Below are 20,357 nucleotides of genomic sequence, written 5' to 3' on the forward strand. Positions count from 1 at the left end.
TCAATCCCATACCCGGGAGAGCAGCCAGGTGTCGGAGACCGCGTCGTAACGCAGCTCGTAGACCCCGATCTCCCGGTCCGGGGTCGCCTCGACCCGCCAGAACTCCCGCTCGCCGGTGGCCTCGCCGTCGGGATGCTGCTCCCGCCACCAGTCGCGGGTCGTGACCCAGTGCTCCAGCACCCGCCGGACGCGGTAGAGCCGGCCGCGCCAGACGAACCGGACCGGACGCCCGTCGCTGGTCCAGACGTCCACCGGGTCGCCGAACACGCGTGTCATCTGCCTCCCCCTCGTGCCCGCCGCACGGGGGAAGGAGCATGCGGCCGTTCGAACATACGTTCGCGGCCGAGTCTAGAGACCCCGCCGACCCGCAGGCAAGGCGGGGTCGGGCGGGCCCGCGCCGAGGACGATGCGGACCGGACCGGAGGCGGGTTCAGAGCAGGAGGCGGATGCGGTCGGCCACGGCCGGGGCGGCGGCGACGTCGGCCATGCCGCCGCCCGGCCACAGGTAGGACCAGCCGGCGCCGGTCGGGGTGGCGACGACCATGAGCCGCCGGCCGGCGCCCGGGCCGTGGACGCTCAGCACGCTCTCGCCGGGACCGGCGAGCCGGCAGGCCAGGCCGCGGGCCCGCAGTTCGCCCGCGAGGGCCGCCAGGTGCCGGCGACGCACCTCGGCGATCTCTCCTCCATCGAGTACAGACACCCGCATCAGCCGCCTCAGCATGGACCGGACCGTCCACCGGCGACCTTGGGCGATCGGGCGGCGACGGTTGGTGACCGGCTCTCAGGATGACCCGAACCGGCGGGCCGCGCAGCGGAAACGCCGAAGGTGGGACGGTGTTTTCCTGACCTGCGGCGATGGTCCGGAAGGGCGGCTCGGCAGGCTGTTGGCGGGTGCGCCAATCGGCCGCCGGGCGGCGCGCGCTCCCGGCGAGCGGAACCCGGTTCGGAACCGGAGGGTGCATCCGTGATAGAAGCCTCTCTGAGACGGGCGTCCGGCGCCCGTCCCCGGAGAAGGAGTCAGCCGATGACCGCCGCCCCCGCCGGCGATGATCCGGATCCCGCAGAGCGCGGCGAGGCCCGGGACCGCACCGGGCACGAGCTCGCCGGGCTGCGCGAGCGCAAGAAGCAGCGGACGAGGCTCGCGCTGGTCGACGCGGCCCTCGACCTGTTCCTCGCGCAGGGCTACGAAGCGACGACGATCGACGAGATCGTCGCGGCGGTGGAGGTGTCTCAGCGCACCTTCTTCCGCTACTTCGCCACCAAGGAGGACGTCGTCACGGGCTTCCTCGCCGAGCACGACCAGGTGCTGGAGGACGCGCTGGCGGCGCGGCCGCCGCAGGAGCGCCCGTTCGCCGCGCTGTTCGAGTCGCTGCGGGTGGTGCTGCGCACCATCGCCGGCGGCGATCCGGCCGACAGCGAGCGGTTCCGCCGGGTACGGCAGGTGATCGAGGCGACGCCGACGCTGATCTCGGCGCAGATGGCGCGGTACAAGGCCTCGGAGAGCAAGCTCGCCGAGGAGATCGCGCGGCGGGAGGGCGTCGACCCGTTCGCCGACCTGCGGCCCCGGATCGTCGTGGCGTTCTACTCGGCGGCGACGCGGGTCGCGTTCGAGGACTGCGCGCGGCAGGACATCTGGGATCCGGAGACGGTCGCGGCCCGGGTCGAGGAGGCGGTGGCGCTCGTCCACCGCACGATGCACGACTGGGTCTGAGCACGACCGGGTCTGACGGAATAGCCCGCCCGGGCCCCGGGTTCGGCGTTGTCGTAGGTTCCCGAACGGCAGGAGTGGAAATGCGCGCGATCGTCGTCTCCGCGAGCGGCGGCCCCGAGGTACTGGTGCCCGGCGAGCGTCCCGACCCGGTGCCCGGCCCCGGCGAGCTGCTCGTCGACGTGGCGGCGAGCGGCGTCAACTTCATCGACGTGTACTTCCGGACGGGCGCGTACGCGCAGCCGCTGCCGTACGTGCCGGGCGTGGAGGGCGCGGGGACGGTCGCGGCGGTCGGCGAGGGCGTCGCCGGCGTCGCGGTGGGCGACCGGGTTGCGTGGGCGAACGTGCAGGGCTCGTACGCGGAGAAGGCCGTGGTCCCGGCGGACGAGGCCGTGCCCGTCCCGGACGCCGTCGGCCTGGACGACGCGGCCGCCGCGCTGCTGCAGGGCATGACGGCGCACTACCTGACGCGTTCGGTGCACGAGGTGAAGCCCGGTGACACGGTGCTCGTGCACGCGGCGGCGGGCGGGATGGGCCTGCTGCTCACCCAGGTCTGCAAGGCTGCGGGCGCGCGCGTCATCGGGACCGCGTCGACGCCCGGGAAGATGCGGACGGCGCGGGACGCGGGCGCCGACGAGGTGCTCGGCTACGACGGCTTCGCCGACCGGGTGCGGGAGCTGACCGGCGGCGAGGGCGTCGCGGTGGTGTACGACGGGGTCGGCGCGCCGACGTTCGACGGCAGCCTGGCGAGCCTGCGGCGGCGCGGCGTCCTCGCGCTGTACGGCGCGGCGGGCGGGAAGGTGCCGCCGTTCGACCCGCAGCGGCTGAACGCGGCGGGATCGCTGTTCCTGACGCGGCCGACGCTGGTGCACTACACCGCGACCCGCGAGGAGCTGCTGGAGCGCGCCGCCGACGTGTACGGCTGGATCGCGTCCGGCACGCTGGAGCTGCGCATCGGGAAGCGGTACGACCTCGCCGACGCCGCGTCCGCGCACGCCGATCTGGAGGCGCGCCGCACCACGGGCAAGCTGCTCCTCATCCCCTAATGATGATCAGAGCGGTGCCGGCTCCCCTAACCTTTCCTCCATGACGACACAGACCGCCGAGCCTCTCGAACAGGACGAGCCGCGCGTTCTCGGTCCGTACCGCCTGCTCGGCCGGCTCGGCCGCGGCGGCATGGGCACCGTGTACCTGGCCGCCGAGCCGGACGGGCGCCGGGTCGCGGTGAAGGTCGTCAACCGCGAGCTGGCCGGGGAGCCGGCGTTCCTCGCCCGGTTCCGCCGGGAGGTGACCGCCGCGCGCCGCGTCCACCGGTTCTGCACGGCGCCGGTGCTGGACGCCGAGCTCGACCAGGACCCGCCGTACGTGGTCACCGAGTACATCGACGGCCCGAGCCTGGAGACCGCCGTCGCCGAGCGGGGCCCGCTGCCGGGCTCCGACCTGGAGGGCCTCGCCGTCGGGGTGGCGACGGCGCTCGCCGCGATCCACGGCGCCGGGATCGTGCACCGCGACCTCAAGCCCGCCAACGTCCTGCTGTCGGCCACCGGTCCCCGCGTGATCGACTTCGGCATCGCCCGCGCGCTCGACGCCGCCGACGGCCCGACCCGCACCGGCCAGTTCGTCGGCACCCCGTCGTACATCGCGCCCGAGGTGCTGCACGGCGGGCCGGTCGAGCCGGCGTCGGACGTCTTCGCCTGGGGCTGCGTCATCGCCTTCGCCGGGACGGGCCGCCCGCCCTTCCAGGGCGCGTCGGTCGCGGACACGTTCCGGCGGATCGGCGCCGAGGAGCCGGTGCTGGACGGCCTGGACCCGCGGCTGCGCGCCATCGTCGCGACCGCGCTCGCCAAGGACCCGCGCCGCCGGCCGACCGCCGAGCGGCTCCTCGCCCGGCTCGTCGGGCAGGAGAAGCCGGATCCGGCGCGGACCGCGGAGACGCTCTCGGCGACCTGGCGGCGTCCGGGCGAGGCCGCGCCGCCCCTTCCGCCGCCCGCGCCGGCGCCGGAGCCGTCGCCCGAGCCCGTCCCCGCGCCGGCCGCGGACGTCCCGGACCCGCGTCCCGCCGAACCGCCCGCGGCCTCGCCCGCGGCGCCGCCCGCCGGGCGGGCGCCCGCCGTCCCGCACCCGGCGACGTCCCCCGGCCGGGACGAGGAGACCGTCGTGGTCGACCTGCCGTTCCCGCAGGCGTGGCGGGGGCCGCGGCGCTGGTTCACGCTGCTGCGCGGGCTGCTGGTGATCCCGCACCTGGCGGTGATGCTGCTCATGTACGCCGTGCTGGTGGCCGTCATGCTGGTGAGCTGGCTGGTCATCCCGTTCACCGGCCGCTACCCGCGCGCGCTCTACGGCCTGGTCGTCGGCTGCCAGCGCTGGTCGAGCCGCGTCGTGGCGTACGCGTTCGGGCTGACCGGCGAGAAGATGCCGCCGTTCCGCACGCTGCCCCGCGCGCGCCGGTCCCGCTGACCCTCGCCGCCCGCGCGGCCCCTGAACCCGGCCGGTGCTTCGCGCGTCAGAAACGTCGGTGACCACTAGGGTGCTATCCGAAACCTCCCGAAAGAGCCGGAACCCCCTTCCCAGGAACTTCACACCATGACCACGCACGCAGGAGAGAACGGCGAGGCCCTGCGCCCCGAGGACCCCACCGGGCTCGGCCCCTACCGGCTGGTGGGGCGGCTCGGCCGCGGCGGCATGGGCACGGTCTACCTCGGCGAGGAGGCCGCCGGGCGGCGCGTCGCCGTCAAGGTGATCAACCGCGAGCTGGCCGGGGAGGCGCCGTTCCGCGACCGGTTCCGCCGCGAGGTGACGGCGGCGCGGCAGGTCCGCCGGTTCTGCACGGCGCCGGTGCTGGACGCCGAGCTCGACCAGGACCCGCTGTACGTGGTCACCGAGTACATCGACGGCCCGAGCCTGGAGACCGCCGTCGCCGAGCGGGGCCCGCTGCCGGGCTCCGACCTGGAGGGCCTCGCCGTCGGGGTGGCGACGGCGCTCGCCGCGATCCACGGCGCCGGGATCGTGCACCGCGACCTCAAGCCCGCCAACGTCCTGCTGTCGGCCACCGGCCCGCGCGTGATCGACTTCGGCATCGCCCGCGCGCTCGACGCGGCCGACGGCCCGACCCGCACCGGCCAGTTCGTCGGGACGCCGAACTACCTGCCGCCCGAGCTGCTGCGCGGCGAGCCGGTCGCCCCGGCCTCCGACGTGTTCTCCTGGGGCTGCGTCGTCGCCTACGCCGGGACGGGCGCGCCGCCGTTCGCCGGGAGCACCGTCCCGGAGATCTTCTACCGGGTCGCGCACGGCGAGCCGAGGCTCGACGGCCTCGACCCGGGCCTGCGCGACATCGTCGCCGCCGCGCTCGACAAGGACCCGCGGAACCGGCCGTCCGTCCAGGACCTGCTCGGCCGCCTGGTCGGCGCCGGGCAGACGCCGGACCCGGCGGTGCTCGCGCACACCGTCCAGGCGAGCTGGCACGGCGCCGGGACGGACCGGACCGCGCAGGCAAGGCACGCGCAGCCGGGCCCGTCCGCCCTGCTCGGCGCGGACGCCACCCGGCGCGACGCCCGCCCCGCCGGCGGCCCGGGCGCCGGCCTCGGCGGCCTGCCGAAGCGCCCGCTGGTCATCGCGGGCGCCGCCGTCGCCGCGCTGGCCGTCGTCGCCGCGGTCGTGGCGTTCACCGTGTTCGGCTCGGACGACCCGCCGGACAAGCTCGCCACCGTGTTCAGCGACGACTTCTCCAGCGAGGAGTCCGGCTGGAGCGGCGGCGTGTACGGCAACCAGTACGGCTACCGGGACGGCAAGTACTGGCTCGACGTCGACTCCTACAGCGCCACGCGCTCGCGGGACGTGCCCAAGGACCCCAAGGACGTCCCGGAGAAGATGCTGATGACCGTCACGGCCGCCGTCCAGCAGGGCGCGCCGGACGCGCACTACGGCATGGCGTGCCGGTCGGGCGCCGACGGCAAGCAGCAGTACACGTTCCTCGTCCGGCACGACGGCAAGGGCGCGACGCTCCGCAAGACCAGCGCCGCCCTCGGCTCCAAGGAGCTGGCCTCGCCCGACTCCGTTCCCGGCTTCGCCGCCAAGGGGCCGAACAAGGTGCAGGTCGCGTGCGAGGGCGAGGACGGCGGCAAGAAGGTCCGGCTGCGGCTGTGGGTGAACGGCGAGCAGGTCCTCGACAAGACCGACGGGGACCAGCCGCTGCCGAACGGCGGCGCGAAGCTGCAGATCGAGCGGGGCGGCAACCAGGCCGACAAGAGCGTCGTCGGCTTCGACGACTTCGACCTGTCCAAGATCACCGGCTGACGGCGCGCACCCGCCCGGCGCGGGGTCAGCGGTCGGCGGGCAGGTGGCCGGCGATCCAGCGGGCCAGCTCGGCGAACACCTCGCCGCGGGCGGGCTCGGCGGACAGCGTCAGGTCGTGCAGCCCGCCGTCGATCCGGACGAGGGTGACGTGCCGGCCGAGCCGGGGCGCCCACTTCGCCATGTGCGCGACGTCCAGCACGGCGTCGGCGCCGGTGACGTCCAGCGCCTTGCGGGTCGGCCGGACGCTGCGCGCCGACGCCATCACCAGCACGGGCACGTCGATGTCCAGGCCGCGGTGCGCGCGGAGCTGGCCGCGGCGGATCGCGGCGAGCCACGCCGCGCGCACCGGGAACCCCTCGATCGGCTTCCAGGCGAGGTCGAAGTCCCATTCGCCCTCGTGGTCGCGGTGGATGCTGCGCGGGTACCGGTCGGACACCCCGGCGGGCAGCGTCGCCTTCGGGAAGCGGGGCCGCAGCGCCCGCGCCAGCCCGGCGCCGATCGCGCGCATCGCCGGGGGCTCGTTGATGTCGAGGAACGGGCTGTTCAGGAACACCCCGTCGACCAGGCCCCGGCCCTTCGCCCGGTCGGCCCAGAGCGCGGCGATGAGCCCGCCGGTGGAGTGCCCGTTCAGCAGCAGCGTGTCATGCCCGTCGACGTCCCGGACGATCCGGACGGCCTCGTCGATCTCCGCGAAGTACTCCGTCAGGCTCTCGATGTAGTTCGGGGTCTGGTGCGGCCGCAGCGACCGCCCGTACTTGCGCAGGTCGAGGGCGTAGAAGTCGAAGCCGAGGCCGAGGTAGAAGTCGGCGAGGTGCGCCTGGAAGAAGTAGTCGACGAACCCGTGCAGGTAGAGCACCGCCCGGCGGGACGGCTCGGCGCCGCTGCGCCGGACGAGGGTGGCCACGACCTCGCCTTCGGCGTCGCGTCCCATCGGCAGCTCGATCGCCTCGTATCCGGGACCGAGCACGTCCTCCGTCACGTCCTCTGTCACGTCCACCGCGCCTCCTTCGCCGTGCCACCGCCGGACCGCCCGTCCCACAGCGTACGGCCAGGTCCGCCGCACCCGGACGCCCATATTCGGCCGACCGATTTACGAGTCACAGTGGTCCCAAAGTCCCCTAAGGTGAGTGACGACCCCGTCACGGGTCGCGACCCCCGGCAGCGGACACGGAACCAGGAGCGATGACCGACACCACTGACGACCGCTCGACCCGGCTGCGGACGGGACTGCGCCGCCGCCACATGACGATGCTCGCCGTCGGCGGCGCGGTGGGCGCGGGCCTGTTCGTCGGCAGCGGCGCCGTGATCGGCACCGCCGGGCCCGCCGCCGTGATCAGCTACGCCGTGGCCGGCGTGCTGGTGCTGTGCGTGCTGCGCGCGCTCGGCGAGATGGTGGTCGCGCGGCCGGTCGCCGGGTCGCTCGCCGAGTACGCGCGCATGGCGCTCGGCCCGTTCGCCGGGTTCACGATCGGCTGGCTGTACTGGTACCTGTACGTCATCCTCGTCGGCGCGGAGGCGACGGCCGGGGCGGCGATCCTGGCGGGCTGGATCGACCTGCCGGAGTGGTTCCTCGCCGCGGTACTGCTGGTGGTGATGACGGCGGTCAACCTCGTCTCGGTCCGCTCGTTCGGCGAGTTCGAGTTCTGGTTCGCCTCGATCAAGGTCGCCGCGATCCTGGTGTTCCTCGTGCTCGGCGTGCTCTGGGTCGCCGGCCTGTGGCCCCACTCCCCCGGCGGCCTGGACGTGCTCACCGGGCACGGCGGCTTCGCCCCCAACGGCGTCAAGGCGATCTTCACCGCGATCGTGGCGGTGATGTTCGCCTTCGGCGGCACCGAGATCGTCACGGTCGCCGCCGCCGAGAGCGCGGAGCCCGGCCGCGCCGTCGCGAAGGCCACCGGCAACGTGCTGTACCGCGTCGCGCTGTTCTACGTGCTGTCCATCCTGCTCGTCGTGTCGATCCTGCCGTGGAACGACGCGAAGGTGCTGACCAGCCCGTTCGTCAGCGCGCTGGACCGGCTGGACGTGCCCGCCGCCGGCACGGTGATGCAGGCGGTGATCCTCACCGCGGTGCTGTCGGTGCTGAACTCGGCGATCTACGTCTCGTCCCGGATGCTGTACGTGCTGACCCGGGACGGCGACGCGCCCGCCGGGCTGGTGCGGCTGAACCGGCGCGGCGTCCCCGTCCGCGCGATCCTGCTCGGCACGGTCGCGGCATGGGCCGCGGTCATCGCCTCGTACACCTCGCCCGACCAGGTCTTTAAATTCCTGATGAACTCGATCGGGGTCATTCTGGCGTTCGTCTACCTGGCGATCATGTGCTCGCAGCTGCGGCTGCGCGCCCGGCTGCGGCGCGAGGACCCGGGCGGCCTCACCTACCGGATGTGGCTGCACCCGTACCTGTCGTGGCTGGTCATCGCCGCGCTGCTGGCGGTGCTGGTGTCGATGGCGTTGCTGCACGCGCAGCGCTCGCAGCTGATCGCCTCGCTCGTCAGCCTCGCCGTGGTCGCCGCCTGCTACCCGCTGCGCGCCCGGTTCGGCCGCAAGCCGCCCGTCGCGGCGCCCCGGACCCTCACGAAGGCGCCCCCTTGTTCAGCGGACTCCTAGTCCTTCCTGCCGGTCGCGGCGATGGTGACGCCGAGGCCGATCATCATGAGGCCGCCGGTGCCGCCGATCGCGGCGAGCCGGCGCGGCGACCGGGCGAACCAGCTGCGCGCGGCGCCGGCGGCCAGCCCCCAGCAGCTGTCGCACAGCAGCGCGATCACCACGAAGATCAGCCCGAACACCAGCATCTGCAGCGGCACGTGCCCGCGCCCGCGGTCCACGAACTGCGGCAGCACGGCGGCGAAGAAGACCGTCGTCTTCGGGTTGGTGACCCCGACGACGAAGCCCTGCCACAGGTCGCGGGCGCGGCTGCGGCCGGGCGCACCGTCCGCGCCGCCGATCGCCGCGGTCAGCGACCGGCGGCGCCGGAACGCCTGGACGCCGAGGTACACCAGGTACGCGGCGCCCGCCAGCTTCAGCGCGGTGAACACCACGACGGACCGTTCCACGACCGAGCCGATGCCGAGCGCGACGGCGGCGACCAGCGCCGCCGCGCCGATCTCGTTGCCGACGACGCTGGTCAGCGCGGTGCCACGGCCGTGCGCGAGGGCCCGCCCGACCACGAACAGCACGGTCGGGCCGGGGATCAGGATGATGGCGAGGGCCATCGCGGAGAAGGCGAGCAGGTGTCCGGTCGACATCATGGTCGAACAGTACGCACCGGACATCCCGCCCGCCCACCGGTTTTCACGCCGCCTCGACCCGCCAGGACGCGCCGGCCGCCGCCAGGAAACCGAGGAGGTCCGCCGGGTCGAACGCCTCGGCGGGCGCGCGGGTGCCGGCGGGCGCCCCGTCCGCGACGAGCCGCCGGGCGCCCTCGACCGCGAGCACCGCGGTGGTCCCGTACGCGTCGGTCCCGGTGACCTCGCCGCGCACGGTCCGCCCGGACCGGTCCGACGCCTCGGCCAGCATGAACCACCGGGCGGCCGCGCGGGACGCCTCGTCCGGCCGCTCCGGGACGGTCTCCACGACCTCGGCGGTCAGGCCCCCGAACAGCGCGGCGACCTCGGCGCGGATCGCGCCCCGGACGCGCCGCGCCCGCACGTGGCGCGGGACGGTGACGACGCCGGGCAGCGCGAAGGAGGCGACCTCGACCTTGTCCGGCTCGCCGGGCAGGGCGATCGAGCTGCTCGGCCGCGAGCTGGACGGCGGCACGCGGCACGGCGGCGACGCCGCGCTGCCCGCGCTGCTGGACCTCCTGCAGCTCTACATGGTGCGCGCCTGGTACGAGGACCGTCCGGCGGGCGAGGCGACGGGCTGGGCGGCGGCGCTGCGCGATCCGGCGGTCGCGGCGGCGCTGCGGGGCGTCCATGACGAACCGGGCCGACCCTGGACGGTCCGGACGCTGGCCGAACGGGCCGGCCTGTCCCGCGCCGCGTTCGCGCGCCGTTTCACCGCCACGGTCGGCTCGTCTCCGCTGGCGTACGTGACGTGGTGGCGGATGACGGTCGCCGCGCGGCTGCTGCGCGACACCGACCTGCCGCTGCGGGCGGTCGCAGAGCGGGTGGGGTACGCGTCGGAGTTCGCGTTCGCGAAGGCGTTCAAGCGGGAGCTCGCGGCGGCGCCGGGCCGGTTCCGGGAGGCGGCGCGGGGAGATGACCGGCCCTGGCCGGAGGAATGATCGTGACGTAGCCCACATTCGCGACATACGTTGATCGCATGTCCGCTCCCGCGTCCGCCGCGTCCGGGCCCGTCGACGCCGGCGCCGCGGACGGCCCGGCACCGGTGGCCTGGAGGCCCGTGCTGCTGATGGCGGGGGGGCTCGGCGCGCTGCTGCTCGCGGTCGCCGCCCGCTACGGCCACCACCGCGACGAGCTGTACTTCCGCGTCGCCGGACGGCACCTGGCCTGGGGCTACCCGGACCAGCCGCCGCTGCTGCCGCTGCTGACCCGCGCCGCGACCGCGGCGTTCGGCGACACGCTGGTGGCGCTGCGCGTCCCCGCCGCCGTCTTCGCCGCGGCGGGCGTCGTGGTCGCCGCGCTGGCGGCGCGGGAGATGGGCGGCGGGCGCCGCGCCCAGCTCCTCACCGCCGCCTCCTACGCGGTGTGCCCGTTCGCGGTCGCGGTCGGCCACAGCTTCTACACCGCGACGCTCGACCTGCTGCTGTCGACGGCGCTGGTGTGGCTCGTCGTCAGGTGGGTGCGGACGTCCGACCAGCGGATGCTGCTCGCGGCCGGCGCGGTCGCGGCGGCGGCGCTGAACGTCAAGTACCTGGCCGGGTTCCTGCTCGCCGCGATCGTCGCCGGCCTGCTGATCTCCGGGCCCCGGGACTTCCTGCGCCGCCCCATGCTCGCCGCCGGCGCCGCCGTGGCCGTGGCGGCGGTGGTGCCCGGGCTGGTGTGGCAGGCCCGGCACGGCTGGCCGCAGATCGACATGGCCGGGGAGATCGCCGACAGCGGCGACTTCGCCGGACGGCCCGGCTTCATCCCGTTCCAGATACTGATGACCGGAATCGTGCCGTCCTGGCTGTGGATCTACGGGCTGTGGCGGACGTACCGGTCGGACGCCCTGCGCCCGTTCCGCTTCCTCGGCCACGCCTACCTGCTGCTGAACGTCCTGTTCATCGCGACCGGCGGCAAGCCGTACTACCTCGCCGGGCTGTGGGCGGCGCTGTGGGCGGCCGGCGCCGTCGAGGTCGAGCGGCGCGGCGCCCCGCGCGGATGGGGATGGGCGGCGACCGTCCCCGCGTACGCGGTGACGGCGGTGTGCAGCGTCGCACTGACGCTGCCGATCTACCCGGTGAAATGGCTGGCCGACACGCCGCAGCCGGTCATCAACGCCGACTCCGCCGAGACCGTCGGCTGGCCCCGCTTCGCGCACGAGATCGCACGCGTCTACCGGGCGCTGCCGCCCGGCGAGCGCGCCAAGGCCGTGATCGTGACGGGCAACTACGGCGAGGCCGGCGCGCTCGACCGCTACGGCCCGAAGCTCGGCCTGCCCCGCGCCTACAGCGGCCACAACGGGTTCTGGTACTTCGGCCGGCCGCCCGACACCGGAGGCCCCACCATCGTCGTCGGCCCGGACACCGTCGCCGACGGCGCCCGCCTGCGCCGCTACTGGGCCGATGTCCGCCCGGTGAGCCGCATCGACAACGGCGTCGGCCTCGACAACCAGGAACAGGGCAAACCGGTATGGGTGTGCCGGGGGCAGCGCGCGCCCTGGTCACGGCTCTGGCCCGATTTCAAGACCCTCGGCTGACCTCTCCGAACGCGGTCAGGCGTGGATCTCCCAGCCGGATGCGCGGCGGACCAGCAGGTCATGGGTCAGCAGGCTGCCCGCTGGGACGTCCCACGCCGGGTCGGAGACGCCGTCGCCGCGGTTCTCCGCCCACACCTGGCCGACCGCCCAGCGCAGCTTGTCGACACCGTCCGGGTGCCCGGTGCCGGACGCCACGAACACGTCCCGCGCGGGGGCAGCGACGACCAGGTCGCCGTCCACGTCCTGCGCGAGCTTGTCGAGGAACCCCTCGTCCAGCAGCAGCGCCGCCTCCAGGCCGCCCCGCCGCGCCGGCGCGCCCATCGGCCCCGGCTCGCCGAGCGTCACCGTGACCGCCCGCACGTCCGGATACCAGCTGAGCCCGAGCTCCGGCCTGCGGTCCCGCAGGTTGATCACCGCGTGGCGGCGCAGGTCACCGGCCGCGACGCCGAGCTCCGCGCAGTGCCGCGGCGCCACATGCTCGTACCGGCGGCCCGCCACCGCCGACTCGTCCGCGATCTCCAGCGCGTAGGTGACGTACAGGTCGCCGGCGAACGCCTCGCGGACCGGCTCCTCGTCCGGCGGCAGCGGGAACTCCAGCTGGATCTCCGCCGGAACCCGCGCCTTCATCAGCGGGACGATGAGACCCGACCGCTCCTCGGTCACCGACATTCCTCTCGTATCAATTGCATTGCCCTTGGCGTCAGGCGCTGGAGCGCCTTCCTTCGGCGGGCGATGCGTGCGATCGCAGCATCGCTCCGACTCGCCCAGGGGCTCGCTGCGCGATCGGATTCTCGCAAGCTCGAATCCGGCTTCGCACGCGATCGCAACGCTGAGGTCGTTGGGCCCCGAGCTTAGTACGGGTGCGGGGCGGGCGCGTTCGCGCGCGTGGTGCGGGTGTGATCGGGTGGGGGCGGTGGGTAGTGATCACGTCGGAGATGCTGAAATGGGACAAGAAGCGGATCGCGGAGCGCGTCGACGAGCTGCTCGAACTCGTCGACCTCGATCCCGCCCAGTACCGCGACCGGTATCCGCGCGAGCTGTCCGGCGGCCAGCAGCAGCGCGTCGGCGTCGCACGGGCGCTCGACTCCGACCCGCCCGCCATGCTGATGGACGAGCCGTTCGGCGCCCTCGACCCGATCACCCGCGGGAACCTCCAGGATTCGCTGCTGCGGCTCCAGGAGGAGCTCGGCAAGACGATCGTGTTCGTCACGCACGACATCGACGAGGCGCTCAAGCTCGGCGACCGCATCGCGATCCTCGACAAGGGCTCGCGGGTCGCGCAGTACGCGACGCCGCAGGAGATCCTGCTGAACCCGGCCGACGCCCACGTCGAGCAGTTCCTCGGCGGCGGGCAGGCGATGCGGCTGCTGCAGTTCAGCCGGGTCGCGGACGTCCCGCTGCAGGACGTGCCGCACGCGCGGACCGGGGACGACGCGGCGGACGTCCGGCGCCGGATCGGGGGCAGCCGTCGCGGCGCCGATCCGGGCCCGCGACACCTTCCAGCAGGCTCTGGAGACGCTGATCCAGATCGAGCACGAGCGGGTGCCGGTCGTCGGGCCCCGCGGCGTGTACCGCGGCACGGTCACCCTCGGCACCCTGCAGAACGCGATCAAGGACAGGAAGGACGCGCGCGGGCCCGGCGGCGGCCCTCGTGAGCGGCGGCGCACCGCCCGCCGCCGCGGCGCCGTCCGAGGAGGCGCCGGCGGAGGACCCGGGCGCCGCCGGCGAGCCGCGCGAGTCGCTGCACACCCCGACCGGGCGGTCCTGGCGGGCGTGGCTGGAGCCGGTCGCGATCGTCCTGATCGGCGCCGCGTGGCCGCTGTACGTGGAGAACTCCAACCTCGACAGCATCGCCCGGCGCAGCCTCGCGACCCGGTCCGTCGGGCAGAAGACGTGGGAGCATATCGAGCTGACCGTCGTGTCCACGCTCGCCGTGCTGGTGATCGCGATCCCGCTCGGCGTCCTGCTGAGCCGCACGTGGGCGCGGCCCGCGACGCCGTTCGTGCTGGCGGTCGCCGACATCGGGCAGTCCGCGCCCGCGATCGGCGTCGAGCTGCCCCTCGCCGTGCCGGTGATCCTGGCCGGGATCCGCACCACCTGACGGACGCGACGATCCGGGTCACCTCGAAGGAGCTCACCGAGCAGATCATCCTCGGCAAGATCGCGGTGCTGGCGCTCACCGCCGCCGGCGCGAACGCGGTCGACCACACCAACGTGCAGGGCAGCGTCACCGCCCGCAAGTCCATCACCAGCGGCGACAACGACCTCGCCTGGGAGTACACCGGCACCGGCTGGATCACCTACCTCGGGCAGGAGAACCCGATGGCCGACCCGCGGAAGCACTTCGAGGCCGTCCGCGACCTGGACATGAAACGCAACCACATCACCTGGCTCGCGCCTCCGGCGCCGCTCAACAACACCTATGCGATGGCCGTCACGACCGCTGACCAGAAGCGATTCGGGCTCACCGGCCTTTCCGACATGGCGAAGGTGCCGGAGGGTCAGCGGACGTTCTGCGTCGACCCCGAATTCTTCACCCGCAACGACGGGCTGCGCGGAATGCTCAAGGCGTACGGGCTGTCCTACGGGTCGAGCGTTCCCGCCACGAACGTGCGGCAGATGTCGTCGGGCGTCGTCTACAACGCCACGTCGAGCGGGAAATGCACGTTCGGCGAGGTGTTCACCACCGACGGCCGCATCCAGGCGCTCCACCTGTACGTCCTCGGCGACGGCAGGCACTTCTTCCCTAACTACAACCCGGCCATCACCGTCCGCGACTCGGTGCTGCGGGCGCATCCCGAACTCACCGGCCTCTTCGCGAAGATCAGCCCGAGACTAACGACCGGCGTCATGCGGAACCTCAACAGCAAGGTCGACGTGAACGGCGACGACCCGGTGCTCGTCGCGCGCGACTGGATGCGCGAGCAGGGGCTCGTCAAATAGCCGGCGCACCGCCCGGCGGCACCACCGGCAGGCCGTCCGGCGCGCCCTTCTCGATGAGCCTCCACACGGCGCCTGTGTCGAGATGCTCCTCGACGAGGTCGCCGAGCGCGTCGAATGTCGCCTCCCTCAGCGCGGCGAACGATACGTCCGGCGCAGGCGTGAAATCCCGCCCGGCCGTTTCCGCGACGTCCTTCAAAAAGGCCCGGCGGAACCCGTCGTTCTCCATGGCGCCGTGCCAGGTCGTCCCCCAGACGGCGCCCACGCGGCACCCGTCGAGAAAAGGCTCGCCGCCTTCCACGGACACGACGCCGTGGTGGATCTCGTAGGCCTCGACATTCTCACCATAGGCGCTCCCCCGTGGCCGCCCGAGCGTCTTGCCGCTTTCGAAGACGACGTTCGTGGGCAGCAGGCCGAGCCCTTCGACGAGCCCGGTGCCCGATTCGACGCGGTCCTCGATCCGCTCCGCGAGCATCTGGTGGCCGCCGCAGATGCCGAGCACCGGACGCCCCTCCCGGGCCCGCCGCACGATCTCGTCGGCCATTCCGCGCTCGCGCAGCCACGCCAGGTCGCTCACCGTCGCCCGCGTCCCCGGCAGCACGACGAGATCGGCCTCCGCGAGGTCCCCGGCACCGGCGGCATAGCGCACCACGACGCCCGGCTCGCACGCCAGCGCGTCCAGGTCGGTGAAATTCGAGATGCGCGGGAACCGCACGACCGCGATTCGCAGCGTCTGCCGCCCGAAAGGCGCGGCGGCGCCGGGACGCGGCGCGTCCAGCGCGAGGGTGTCCTCCGAATCCAGATAAAGGCCGAGCGTCCAGGGCAGCACGCCCAGCACGGGACGCCCGGTGAGCCGCCGCAACTGCTCCAGGCCCGGTTCGAGCAATTCCTTCGCGCCCCGGAATTTGTTGATGACGAATCCCGCGATGAGCGCCTGATCGGCCGGCTCCAGCAGCGCGACCGTCCCGAACAGCGACGCGAAGACCCCGCCGCGGTCGATGTCCCCGACCACGACGACCGGCAGGTCCGCCATTCTCGCCAGCCCCATGTTGACGATGTCGCCGGCCCGCAGATTGATCTCCGCCGGGCTTCCCGCGCCCTCGCAGACCACCACGTCGTACTCGCTCCGCAGTTCCTCCAGGCTCTCCTTCACCACGCCGCGGAGCCATTCCTTGTGGTCGCCGTACTGGAGCGCGTCCACCTCGGCGACCGGCCGGCCCAGCACCACGACCTGGCTGCGCCGGTCGCTGCCCGGCTTCAGCAGCACCGGGTTCATCACCGCGCGCGGCTCCACCCCGGCCGCCTGCGCCTGCATGTACTGCGCCCGGCCGATCTCGGCGCCGTCCGCCGTCACCATCGAGTTCAGCGACATGTTCTGCGCCTTGAACGGCGCCACCTTCACGCCCCGCCGCGCCAGCCACCGGCACAGCCCGGCGGTCACCACGCTCTTGCCCGCGTCGGACGTCGTCCCCGCGACCAGCAGCCCGCTCATCGAAGCCCCCACACCAGCGCCGCCGCCGCGAACGTCACCGCAGCCGACAACCGCACCGCCCGGCCTATGTCGAGAACCTCGGGCGCCCGCCCGTCCCCCATTTCGGGCCGATGCTCCACCGAACCGCCGTACGAATTCGTCCCGCCCAGCCGGACGCCCAGCGCCCCCGCGAACGCGGCCTCGCACCGTCCCGCATTCGGACTCGGATGGTTGCCGCCGTCCCGCCGCAGAACCCGCCAGGCACGCCCTCCCGAACACAGGACGACGAGCATTCCCGTCAGCCGCGCCGGAACCCAGTTCGCCGCGTCGTCCAGCCGCGCCGCCGCCCATCCGAACCGCTCATAGCGCGGATTCCGATAGCCGACCATCGCGTCCAGAGTGTTCACGGCCCGATACGCCAGCAGCCCCGGAATGCCGCCCACCGCCCCCCACACCAGCGGAGCGATGGCCGCATCCGACGTGTTCTCCGCCACCGATTCCACGGTCGCCCGAGCCAATGCCGCCTCGTCCAGGCCCTCGGGGTCCCGCGCGCACAAATGCGAAAGCCGCCCCCGCGCCGCCTCCAGATCACCGTCCTTGAGAACCCGCTCCATGGCGAGCCCTTCACGCCCCAAAGACGTCCCGCCCAGAACCGCCCACGTGGCGGCCGCCGTGACCGCGACTCTCAACGGCCCCCGCGCCACCCGCTCCAGCAGAACCCCCGAAACCACGGCACCGCCCACCAGAACCCCGGCATAGGCGACGCCCGCCGCCCGCGAGTCCCGATAGGCGAGCCGCTCGAACCGCGACGCCAGCCGCCCGAATCCCGCGACCGGATGCCCTTTCCGCGGATCGCCCAGCAGCGCGTCGAGCGCCACCCCGAGAACCAGCCCCTCAGCAGAGCCTCGCATCAAGCTCATCCCAGTGACGCTCCAACCAGTCCTGCGCCCGCCGGATCCGCGGGCCCGCCCCACCCTGCCAGATCCGCGCCCAGCCGCCGCCTCCGGCCGCCCTCGCCCGCATCGCCTCGTACGACCGCTCGAACCGCACCCGCGCCGCCGGCAGCACCTCCCGCCGCAACTCCCGGTCCAGCCCGTACGCGTCGCAGAAGATCCGCACCCGCCGCGCGACGTCCGCCCCGTAGAGCAGCGCGTCCCGGTCCGCCGGATCGGCGATCGGCGCCCAGTGCCGCAGCGCCGTCACCACGTCGTACAACCGCGTCGTCGGCCGCGCCAGATCGAAGTCGATCAGCGCGGCCGGCATCCCACCCCGGAACACCACGTTCTCCGGCGTCACGTCGCAGTGCCCGATCAGCTCCGGAGGCCCGTCCAGGTTCGACGCCTCCCGATCCCAGCCCCCGTCGGGCACCCCGTACGAGACGACCGCGTCGTGGTAGCGCCGCAACAGCATCCCGACGCCCCGCAGCGCGTCCTCCGACACCGCGTACTCCGGCAGCGGCCGGTGCGGCACGTCCCCTTCCACCCAGCTGAGGACCTCGCGCCCGCGCCCGTCCACCCCGAGCACCCGCGGCGCCCCGTCGAACCCGGCCTCTTCCAGGTACCGCAGCAGCCCGTGCACCGCCGCACTGTGCGCCCGAAGCGGCCTGCGCACCGTGTTCCCCACCCGCACCACGCCCTCCGTCACGTCCCCGCCGGAGAGCGGCACCTCAATGTCCACCGCCACAGCACCCCAAGATATGACCCTTCGCCCACCGCCGCGTCCCGACGCGTCCCCTGGTGGCACCGTTATGGATGTGGAGCCGGAGGACGCTCAGCCTTACACTGTGTCCCGGCGTCCCGCCGGGCCGCCGAGCGCCCGTAGCTCAGCTGGATAGAGCATCGGTCTTCTAAACCGACGGTCGCGGGTTCGAATCCTGCCGGGCGCGCCACCCCTGACCTGCACAAACGCGTGCTTACACAGCAAGATCCACACCCGGAATATCGGGGTGTTAGCTCCATGTTCGCTCGGATGTCGCCACCGTGTCGCCGCGCCCACCGACCCGCGTGGCCAGCCCGCATCATCGCCTGGTTCAGGAAGGGTTCTTTCTAAGCGCGCCCGCGCCCGGTTCTGCTACGCACGGATCCACCTGATGCTGGGAGCAGCCAACTGAAGTCCAGGGGCCGATTGCTCTCACCAAAGGTCCCGGCTGTAAAGTTGAGGCCGGTCCACAGCGCCTCCGCTCTCCTGTGGGCAGGCGCGGTCGCTGCTGCGGGGCTTCTCGCACGTCAGGCAGTGCACCGGGTCGGCCCACTCGCCGGGATTGACCTTGAAGCCAGTCCCCCGAGCTTCGCGCGGCGGGGCCAGTCCTCGGCCATCACCGTCTGGACCCGGTCCAGGACCGCCCGCACGTGCGCCTCGTCTTAGGGGGTGTCCAGGCCGGGTACCGCGTCCGGGTCGTCCGCCTCGCTCGGCCGCGGGTAGCGCGGGCTGGTGGCGTCATCGGTCATCGTGGAGCTCCTCGTCTGCATGAGTCGGGTCGAGCCCGGCTGCGATGGCCGCGGCGGGGGTGAGGGTCCACCGCTCAGTCATGCCGAGTTCCGGGGCGATGTACCCGGCGATGCCGATGCCGGCGCGGGTGACGGTGACGGCCCGCGCGGACCCGGCGGCGGCGCCGCGGCGCAGCGCCGGGCACACCGCGGCCAACGGCGCTGGCGTCCCGCAGGTCTGGCAGAGCCACGCCTGCTGCGCGCGGGCCAGGCGGGCGCCATGCACCAGGTTCCACAGCGGCCCGGCCGCCGCGGTGACCGGGGTGACCCACAGCACCGCGATCGCACCGTGGCGTGGGTCGCGGTGCAGCGGGCGGGGCCACCCGGCCGGGCACAGGTCGCTGGCGCCGGCGGCGACGGCCCGGTCCAGCGCCCGCCAGATCGGCACGGGCACGGCCAGCGAGCTGCACCGCCAGTTCCCGCAGCACAGCTGCCCGGTCGCCGGATCCAGCAGCCGCGGCTTACCGCAGTCCGAGCACGGCAGATCCGCGCATGGCACGTCCGGCCTGACCGCGACCGTGCGCGCTTCGGCCAGCGCGTCCGCGGTGGTCGGTTCGGGGGACGTCATGGCGGCTCCCATCATCATCTCGCGCGCTTGGCGCGCGTGCGGGTCACTCGGCCGGGTCACTCGGCTCGGGCTGCGCGTTCGAGGGCCTGCGCACGTTCGGGGGCGGAACCGAGCTGTTCGCGCACGGCCGCGGCGTTCGCGCGCGTCTTTCAGCGCGGCCGCAACTCGGCAGCCCCGCAAGGTGCCGCGGTCGACCTCCGGTTCGGCGCCGGGGGCATGGGTCTCGTGGTCGGTTCCGCCGCGCGTCCGGTCCCGCAGGCCGCTGCCGGTGGTTCAGGATTGGGGGCGGGAGGCCAGGTAGCGGGGGAGGTGGTTGTCGCAGCAGGCCCACAGGGTGCCGGACTTGTCGGTGACGGTGTACTTGGGGTCGTCGGTGCAGGGGTTGGTCTTGTCGCCGCCGCCCCAGGTGCAGCGGGTGTAGCTGGCCTGGCCGGGGTGGAAGTGTGCGTCGCGGTCGTAGTCGGTGACGGTGCTGGCGGGCGGGCGCAGCCCGGTGCGGTCGCCGACCTCGACGACTTCGTCGGCGCCGAACGCGCGGCTGGCGCCGGACGGGCTCAGGCCGGCGGCCTGCCCGAGGGCCTCCAGGGTGTAGGGGCGTGGGGTGACGTAGGCGCGGCCGTAGGCGAGCAGCAGCCGGATCTGCGCGTCGGCGTGGGCCTTGACCGCATCCATCTCTTCGATGGTGGCCAGCAGCGGGTCGAAGCCGGGGCCGTTGCCGTCCCAGGCGGCCTCCAGGTTCGCCACGAACGCGGCGCGGGCTTCGTGGACGTCGGCGATGGCGGCTTCGAGTGCCTCGGGTGAGGTCTGGTCGCGGTCGGGAGCGGTCGGCATCGGGTGGCGGATCGCGGCGAGGTCGTTCAACAGGTCACGAGAACTCATACGAGAATCATGCACAAGATTTTGAATGAGTACAAGTAGATTGTCCGGAGTCAAACACCGGATATTGCTGCTCCAGGGTGACCTCACCAGGCAGCCCGCGGCGCGCAGCAGGTTGTGGGTGATGGCCGCGCAGGTCAGCCAGGCCGCGTTGGCGGCGAAGTGCCCGGACGGCAGGTGCGCCACAGGCCCGTCGGTGAGGTCGGCGAAGGTCTG

The 20,357-nt window shown here is 73.5% G+C and carries 21 protein-coding genes and 1 tRNA gene; 11 read left to right on the forward strand and 11 right to left on the reverse strand.

Annotation, left to right across the window (positions count from 1 at the left end; genetic code table 11):
* Positions 1 to 276, reverse strand: coding sequence for a DUF6504 family protein (locus F8568_RS26440; protein WP_151596387.1), 276 nt, complete (start codon positions 274 to 276; stop codon positions 1 to 3).
* A 154-nt stretch (positions 277 to 430) separates the two neighbouring features.
* Positions 431 to 721 (reverse strand): hypothetical protein, encoded by a 291-nt coding sequence (locus tag F8568_RS26445; protein ID WP_236009163.1) that lies wholly within the window; start codon positions 719 to 721, stop codon positions 431 to 433.
* Between the two features lie 303 nt (positions 722 to 1,024).
* Here F8568_RS26445 and F8568_RS26450 point away from each other — a divergent pair, with 303 nt between their 5' ends.
* From F8568_RS26450 to F8568_RS26465, 4 genes are all read left to right on the forward strand, one after another.
* Entirely contained in the window at positions 1,025 to 1,711 is a 687-nt protein-coding gene (locus F8568_RS26450; protein WP_151596388.1) for a TetR family transcriptional regulator, read from the forward strand.
* A gap of 80 nt (positions 1,712 to 1,791) precedes the next feature.
* Complete coding sequence (locus tag F8568_RS26455; RefSeq protein WP_151596389.1) at positions 1,792 to 2,754, forward strand: quinone oxidoreductase family protein; 963 nt, start codon at positions 1,792 to 1,794, stop codon at positions 2,752 to 2,754.
* A 40-nt stretch (positions 2,755 to 2,794) separates the two neighbouring features.
* Positions 2,795 to 4,165, forward strand: coding sequence for a DUF4389 domain-containing protein (locus F8568_RS26460; protein WP_151596390.1), 1,371 nt, complete (start codon positions 2,795 to 2,797; stop codon positions 4,163 to 4,165).
* 126 nt (positions 4,166 to 4,291) lie between these two features.
* Complete coding sequence (locus tag F8568_RS26465; protein WP_151596391.1) at positions 4,292 to 6,001, forward strand: serine/threonine-protein kinase; 1,710 nt, start codon at positions 4,292 to 4,294, stop codon at positions 5,999 to 6,001.
* Between the two features lie 25 nt (positions 6,002 to 6,026).
* Here F8568_RS26465 and F8568_RS26470 read toward each other — a convergent pair whose 3' ends face one another.
* Positions 6,027 to 6,998 carry an alpha/beta hydrolase gene (locus F8568_RS26470; RefSeq protein WP_328601026.1) on the reverse strand — a complete coding sequence of 324 codons (972 nt, stop codon included), beginning with the start codon at positions 6,996 to 6,998 and terminating at the stop codon, positions 6,027 to 6,029.
* 185 nt (positions 6,999 to 7,183) lie between these two features.
* Here F8568_RS26470 and F8568_RS26475 point away from each other — a divergent pair, with 185 nt between their 5' ends.
* Positions 7,184 to 8,605, forward strand: a complete 1,422-nt coding sequence (locus tag F8568_RS26475) for an amino acid permease (protein WP_236009164.1) — start codon at positions 7,184 to 7,186, stop codon at positions 8,603 to 8,605.
* On the opposite strand, the gene F8568_RS26480 is transcribed toward F8568_RS26475, so the two are convergent.
* Both F8568_RS26480 and F8568_RS48610 read right to left on the reverse strand, forming a co-directional pair.
* Positions 8,602 to 9,246, reverse strand: coding sequence for a LysE family translocator (locus tag F8568_RS26480; RefSeq protein WP_151596392.1), 645 nt, complete (start codon positions 9,244 to 9,246; stop codon positions 8,602 to 8,604). The two genes, F8568_RS26475 and F8568_RS26480, sit on opposite strands and share 4 nt — an antisense overlap.
* A 43-nt stretch (positions 9,247 to 9,289) precedes the next feature.
* Entirely contained in the window at positions 9,290 to 9,757 is a 468-nt protein-coding gene (locus F8568_RS48610; protein ID WP_236009165.1) for a saccharopine dehydrogenase family protein, read from the reverse strand.
* Between F8568_RS48610 and F8568_RS26490 the strand changes: the two genes are divergently transcribed.
* Both F8568_RS26490 and F8568_RS26495 read left to right on the forward strand, forming a co-directional pair.
* On the forward strand, positions 9,699 to 10,223 hold the full coding sequence (locus F8568_RS26490) for a helix-turn-helix transcriptional regulator (protein ID WP_236009166.1): 525 nt from the start codon (positions 9,699 to 9,701) through the stop codon (positions 10,221 to 10,223). The genes F8568_RS48610 and F8568_RS26490 overlap by 59 nt on opposite strands.
* Positions 10,224 to 10,261: 38 nt before the next feature.
* The gene (locus F8568_RS26495; RefSeq protein ID WP_151596395.1) at positions 10,262 to 11,800 is read left to right on the forward strand and encodes a glycosyltransferase family 39 protein; all 1,539 of its coding nucleotides are present in this window, start codon (positions 10,262 to 10,264) and stop codon (positions 11,798 to 11,800) included.
* Between the two features lie 15 nt (positions 11,801 to 11,815).
* Here F8568_RS26495 and F8568_RS26500 read toward each other — a convergent pair whose 3' ends face one another.
* Entirely contained in the window at positions 11,816 to 12,463 is a 648-nt protein-coding gene (locus F8568_RS26500; protein ID WP_328601027.1) for a DUF1444 domain-containing protein, read from the reverse strand.
* A gap of 272 nt (positions 12,464 to 12,735) precedes the next feature.
* On the opposite strand from F8568_RS26500, the gene F8568_RS50615 reads away from it, so the two are divergent.
* Genes F8568_RS50615 through F8568_RS26515 form a run of 3 tightly spaced genes read left to right on the forward strand, consistent with a single transcriptional unit; the run spans position 12,736 to position 14,743 of the window.
* Positions 12,736 to 13,455: an ATP-binding cassette domain-containing protein gene (locus F8568_RS50615; RefSeq protein WP_151596397.1), complete on the forward strand. Its 720-nt coding sequence runs from the start codon at positions 12,736 to 12,738 to the stop codon at positions 13,453 to 13,455.
* Complete coding sequence (locus F8568_RS26510) at positions 13,452 to 13,901, forward strand: hypothetical protein (protein WP_202125354.1); 450 nt, start codon at positions 13,452 to 13,454, stop codon at positions 13,899 to 13,901. Before F8568_RS50615 ends, F8568_RS26510 begins: the two co-directional genes overlap by 4 nt.
* An 11-nt stretch (positions 13,902 to 13,912) precedes the next feature.
* A complete protein-coding gene (locus F8568_RS26515; protein WP_328601029.1) occupies positions 13,913 to 14,743 on the forward strand; it encodes a glycine betaine ABC transporter substrate-binding protein in 831 nt (276 codons plus the stop codon).
* Here the strand turns inward: F8568_RS26515 and F8568_RS26520 are convergent.
* From F8568_RS26520 to F8568_RS26530, 3 genes are read right to left on the reverse strand one after another with little or no spacing between them, the layout of a single operon-like run.
* Positions 14,736 to 16,232 carry a cobyric acid synthase gene (locus F8568_RS26520; protein WP_151596399.1) on the reverse strand — a complete coding sequence of 499 codons (1,497 nt, stop codon included), beginning with the start codon at positions 16,230 to 16,232 and terminating at the stop codon, positions 14,736 to 14,738. The two genes, F8568_RS26515 and F8568_RS26520, sit on opposite strands and share 8 nt — an antisense overlap.
* Positions 16,229 to 17,131: a cobalamin biosynthesis protein gene (locus tag F8568_RS26525; protein ID WP_202125355.1), complete on the reverse strand. Its 903-nt coding sequence runs from the start codon at positions 17,129 to 17,131 to the stop codon at positions 16,229 to 16,231. Before F8568_RS26525 ends, F8568_RS26520 begins: the two co-directional genes overlap by 4 nt.
* A complete protein-coding gene (locus F8568_RS26530; RefSeq protein ID WP_328601028.1) occupies positions 17,106 to 17,894 on the reverse strand; it encodes a phosphotransferase enzyme family protein in 789 nt (262 codons plus the stop codon). The genes F8568_RS26525 and F8568_RS26530 overlap by 26 nt, the downstream gene beginning before the upstream one ends.
* A gap of 128 nt (positions 17,895 to 18,022) precedes the next feature.
* On the opposite strand from F8568_RS26530, the gene F8568_RS26535 reads away from it, so the two are divergent.
* A tRNA-Arg gene (locus tag F8568_RS26535) sits at positions 18,023 to 18,099 on the forward strand.
* Between the two features lie 548 nt (positions 18,100 to 18,647).
* On the opposite strand, the gene F8568_RS26540 is transcribed toward F8568_RS26535, so the two are convergent.
* Both F8568_RS26540 and F8568_RS47045 read right to left on the reverse strand, forming a co-directional pair.
* Entirely contained in the window at positions 18,648 to 19,265 is a 618-nt protein-coding gene (locus F8568_RS26540) for a hypothetical protein (RefSeq protein ID WP_151596400.1), read from the reverse strand.
* Positions 19,266 to 19,538: 273 nt separating this feature from the next.
* On the reverse strand, positions 19,539 to 20,144 hold the full coding sequence (locus F8568_RS47045; protein ID WP_202125371.1) for a hypothetical protein: 606 nt from the start codon (positions 20,142 to 20,144) through the stop codon (positions 19,539 to 19,541).
* Positions 20,145 to 20,357 lie beyond the last annotated feature (213 nt).

Source organism: Actinomadura physcomitrii (assembly GCF_008923205.2).
Classification (GTDB): Bacteria; Actinomycetota; Actinomycetes; order Streptosporangiales; family Streptosporangiaceae; genus Spirillospora; species Spirillospora physcomitrii.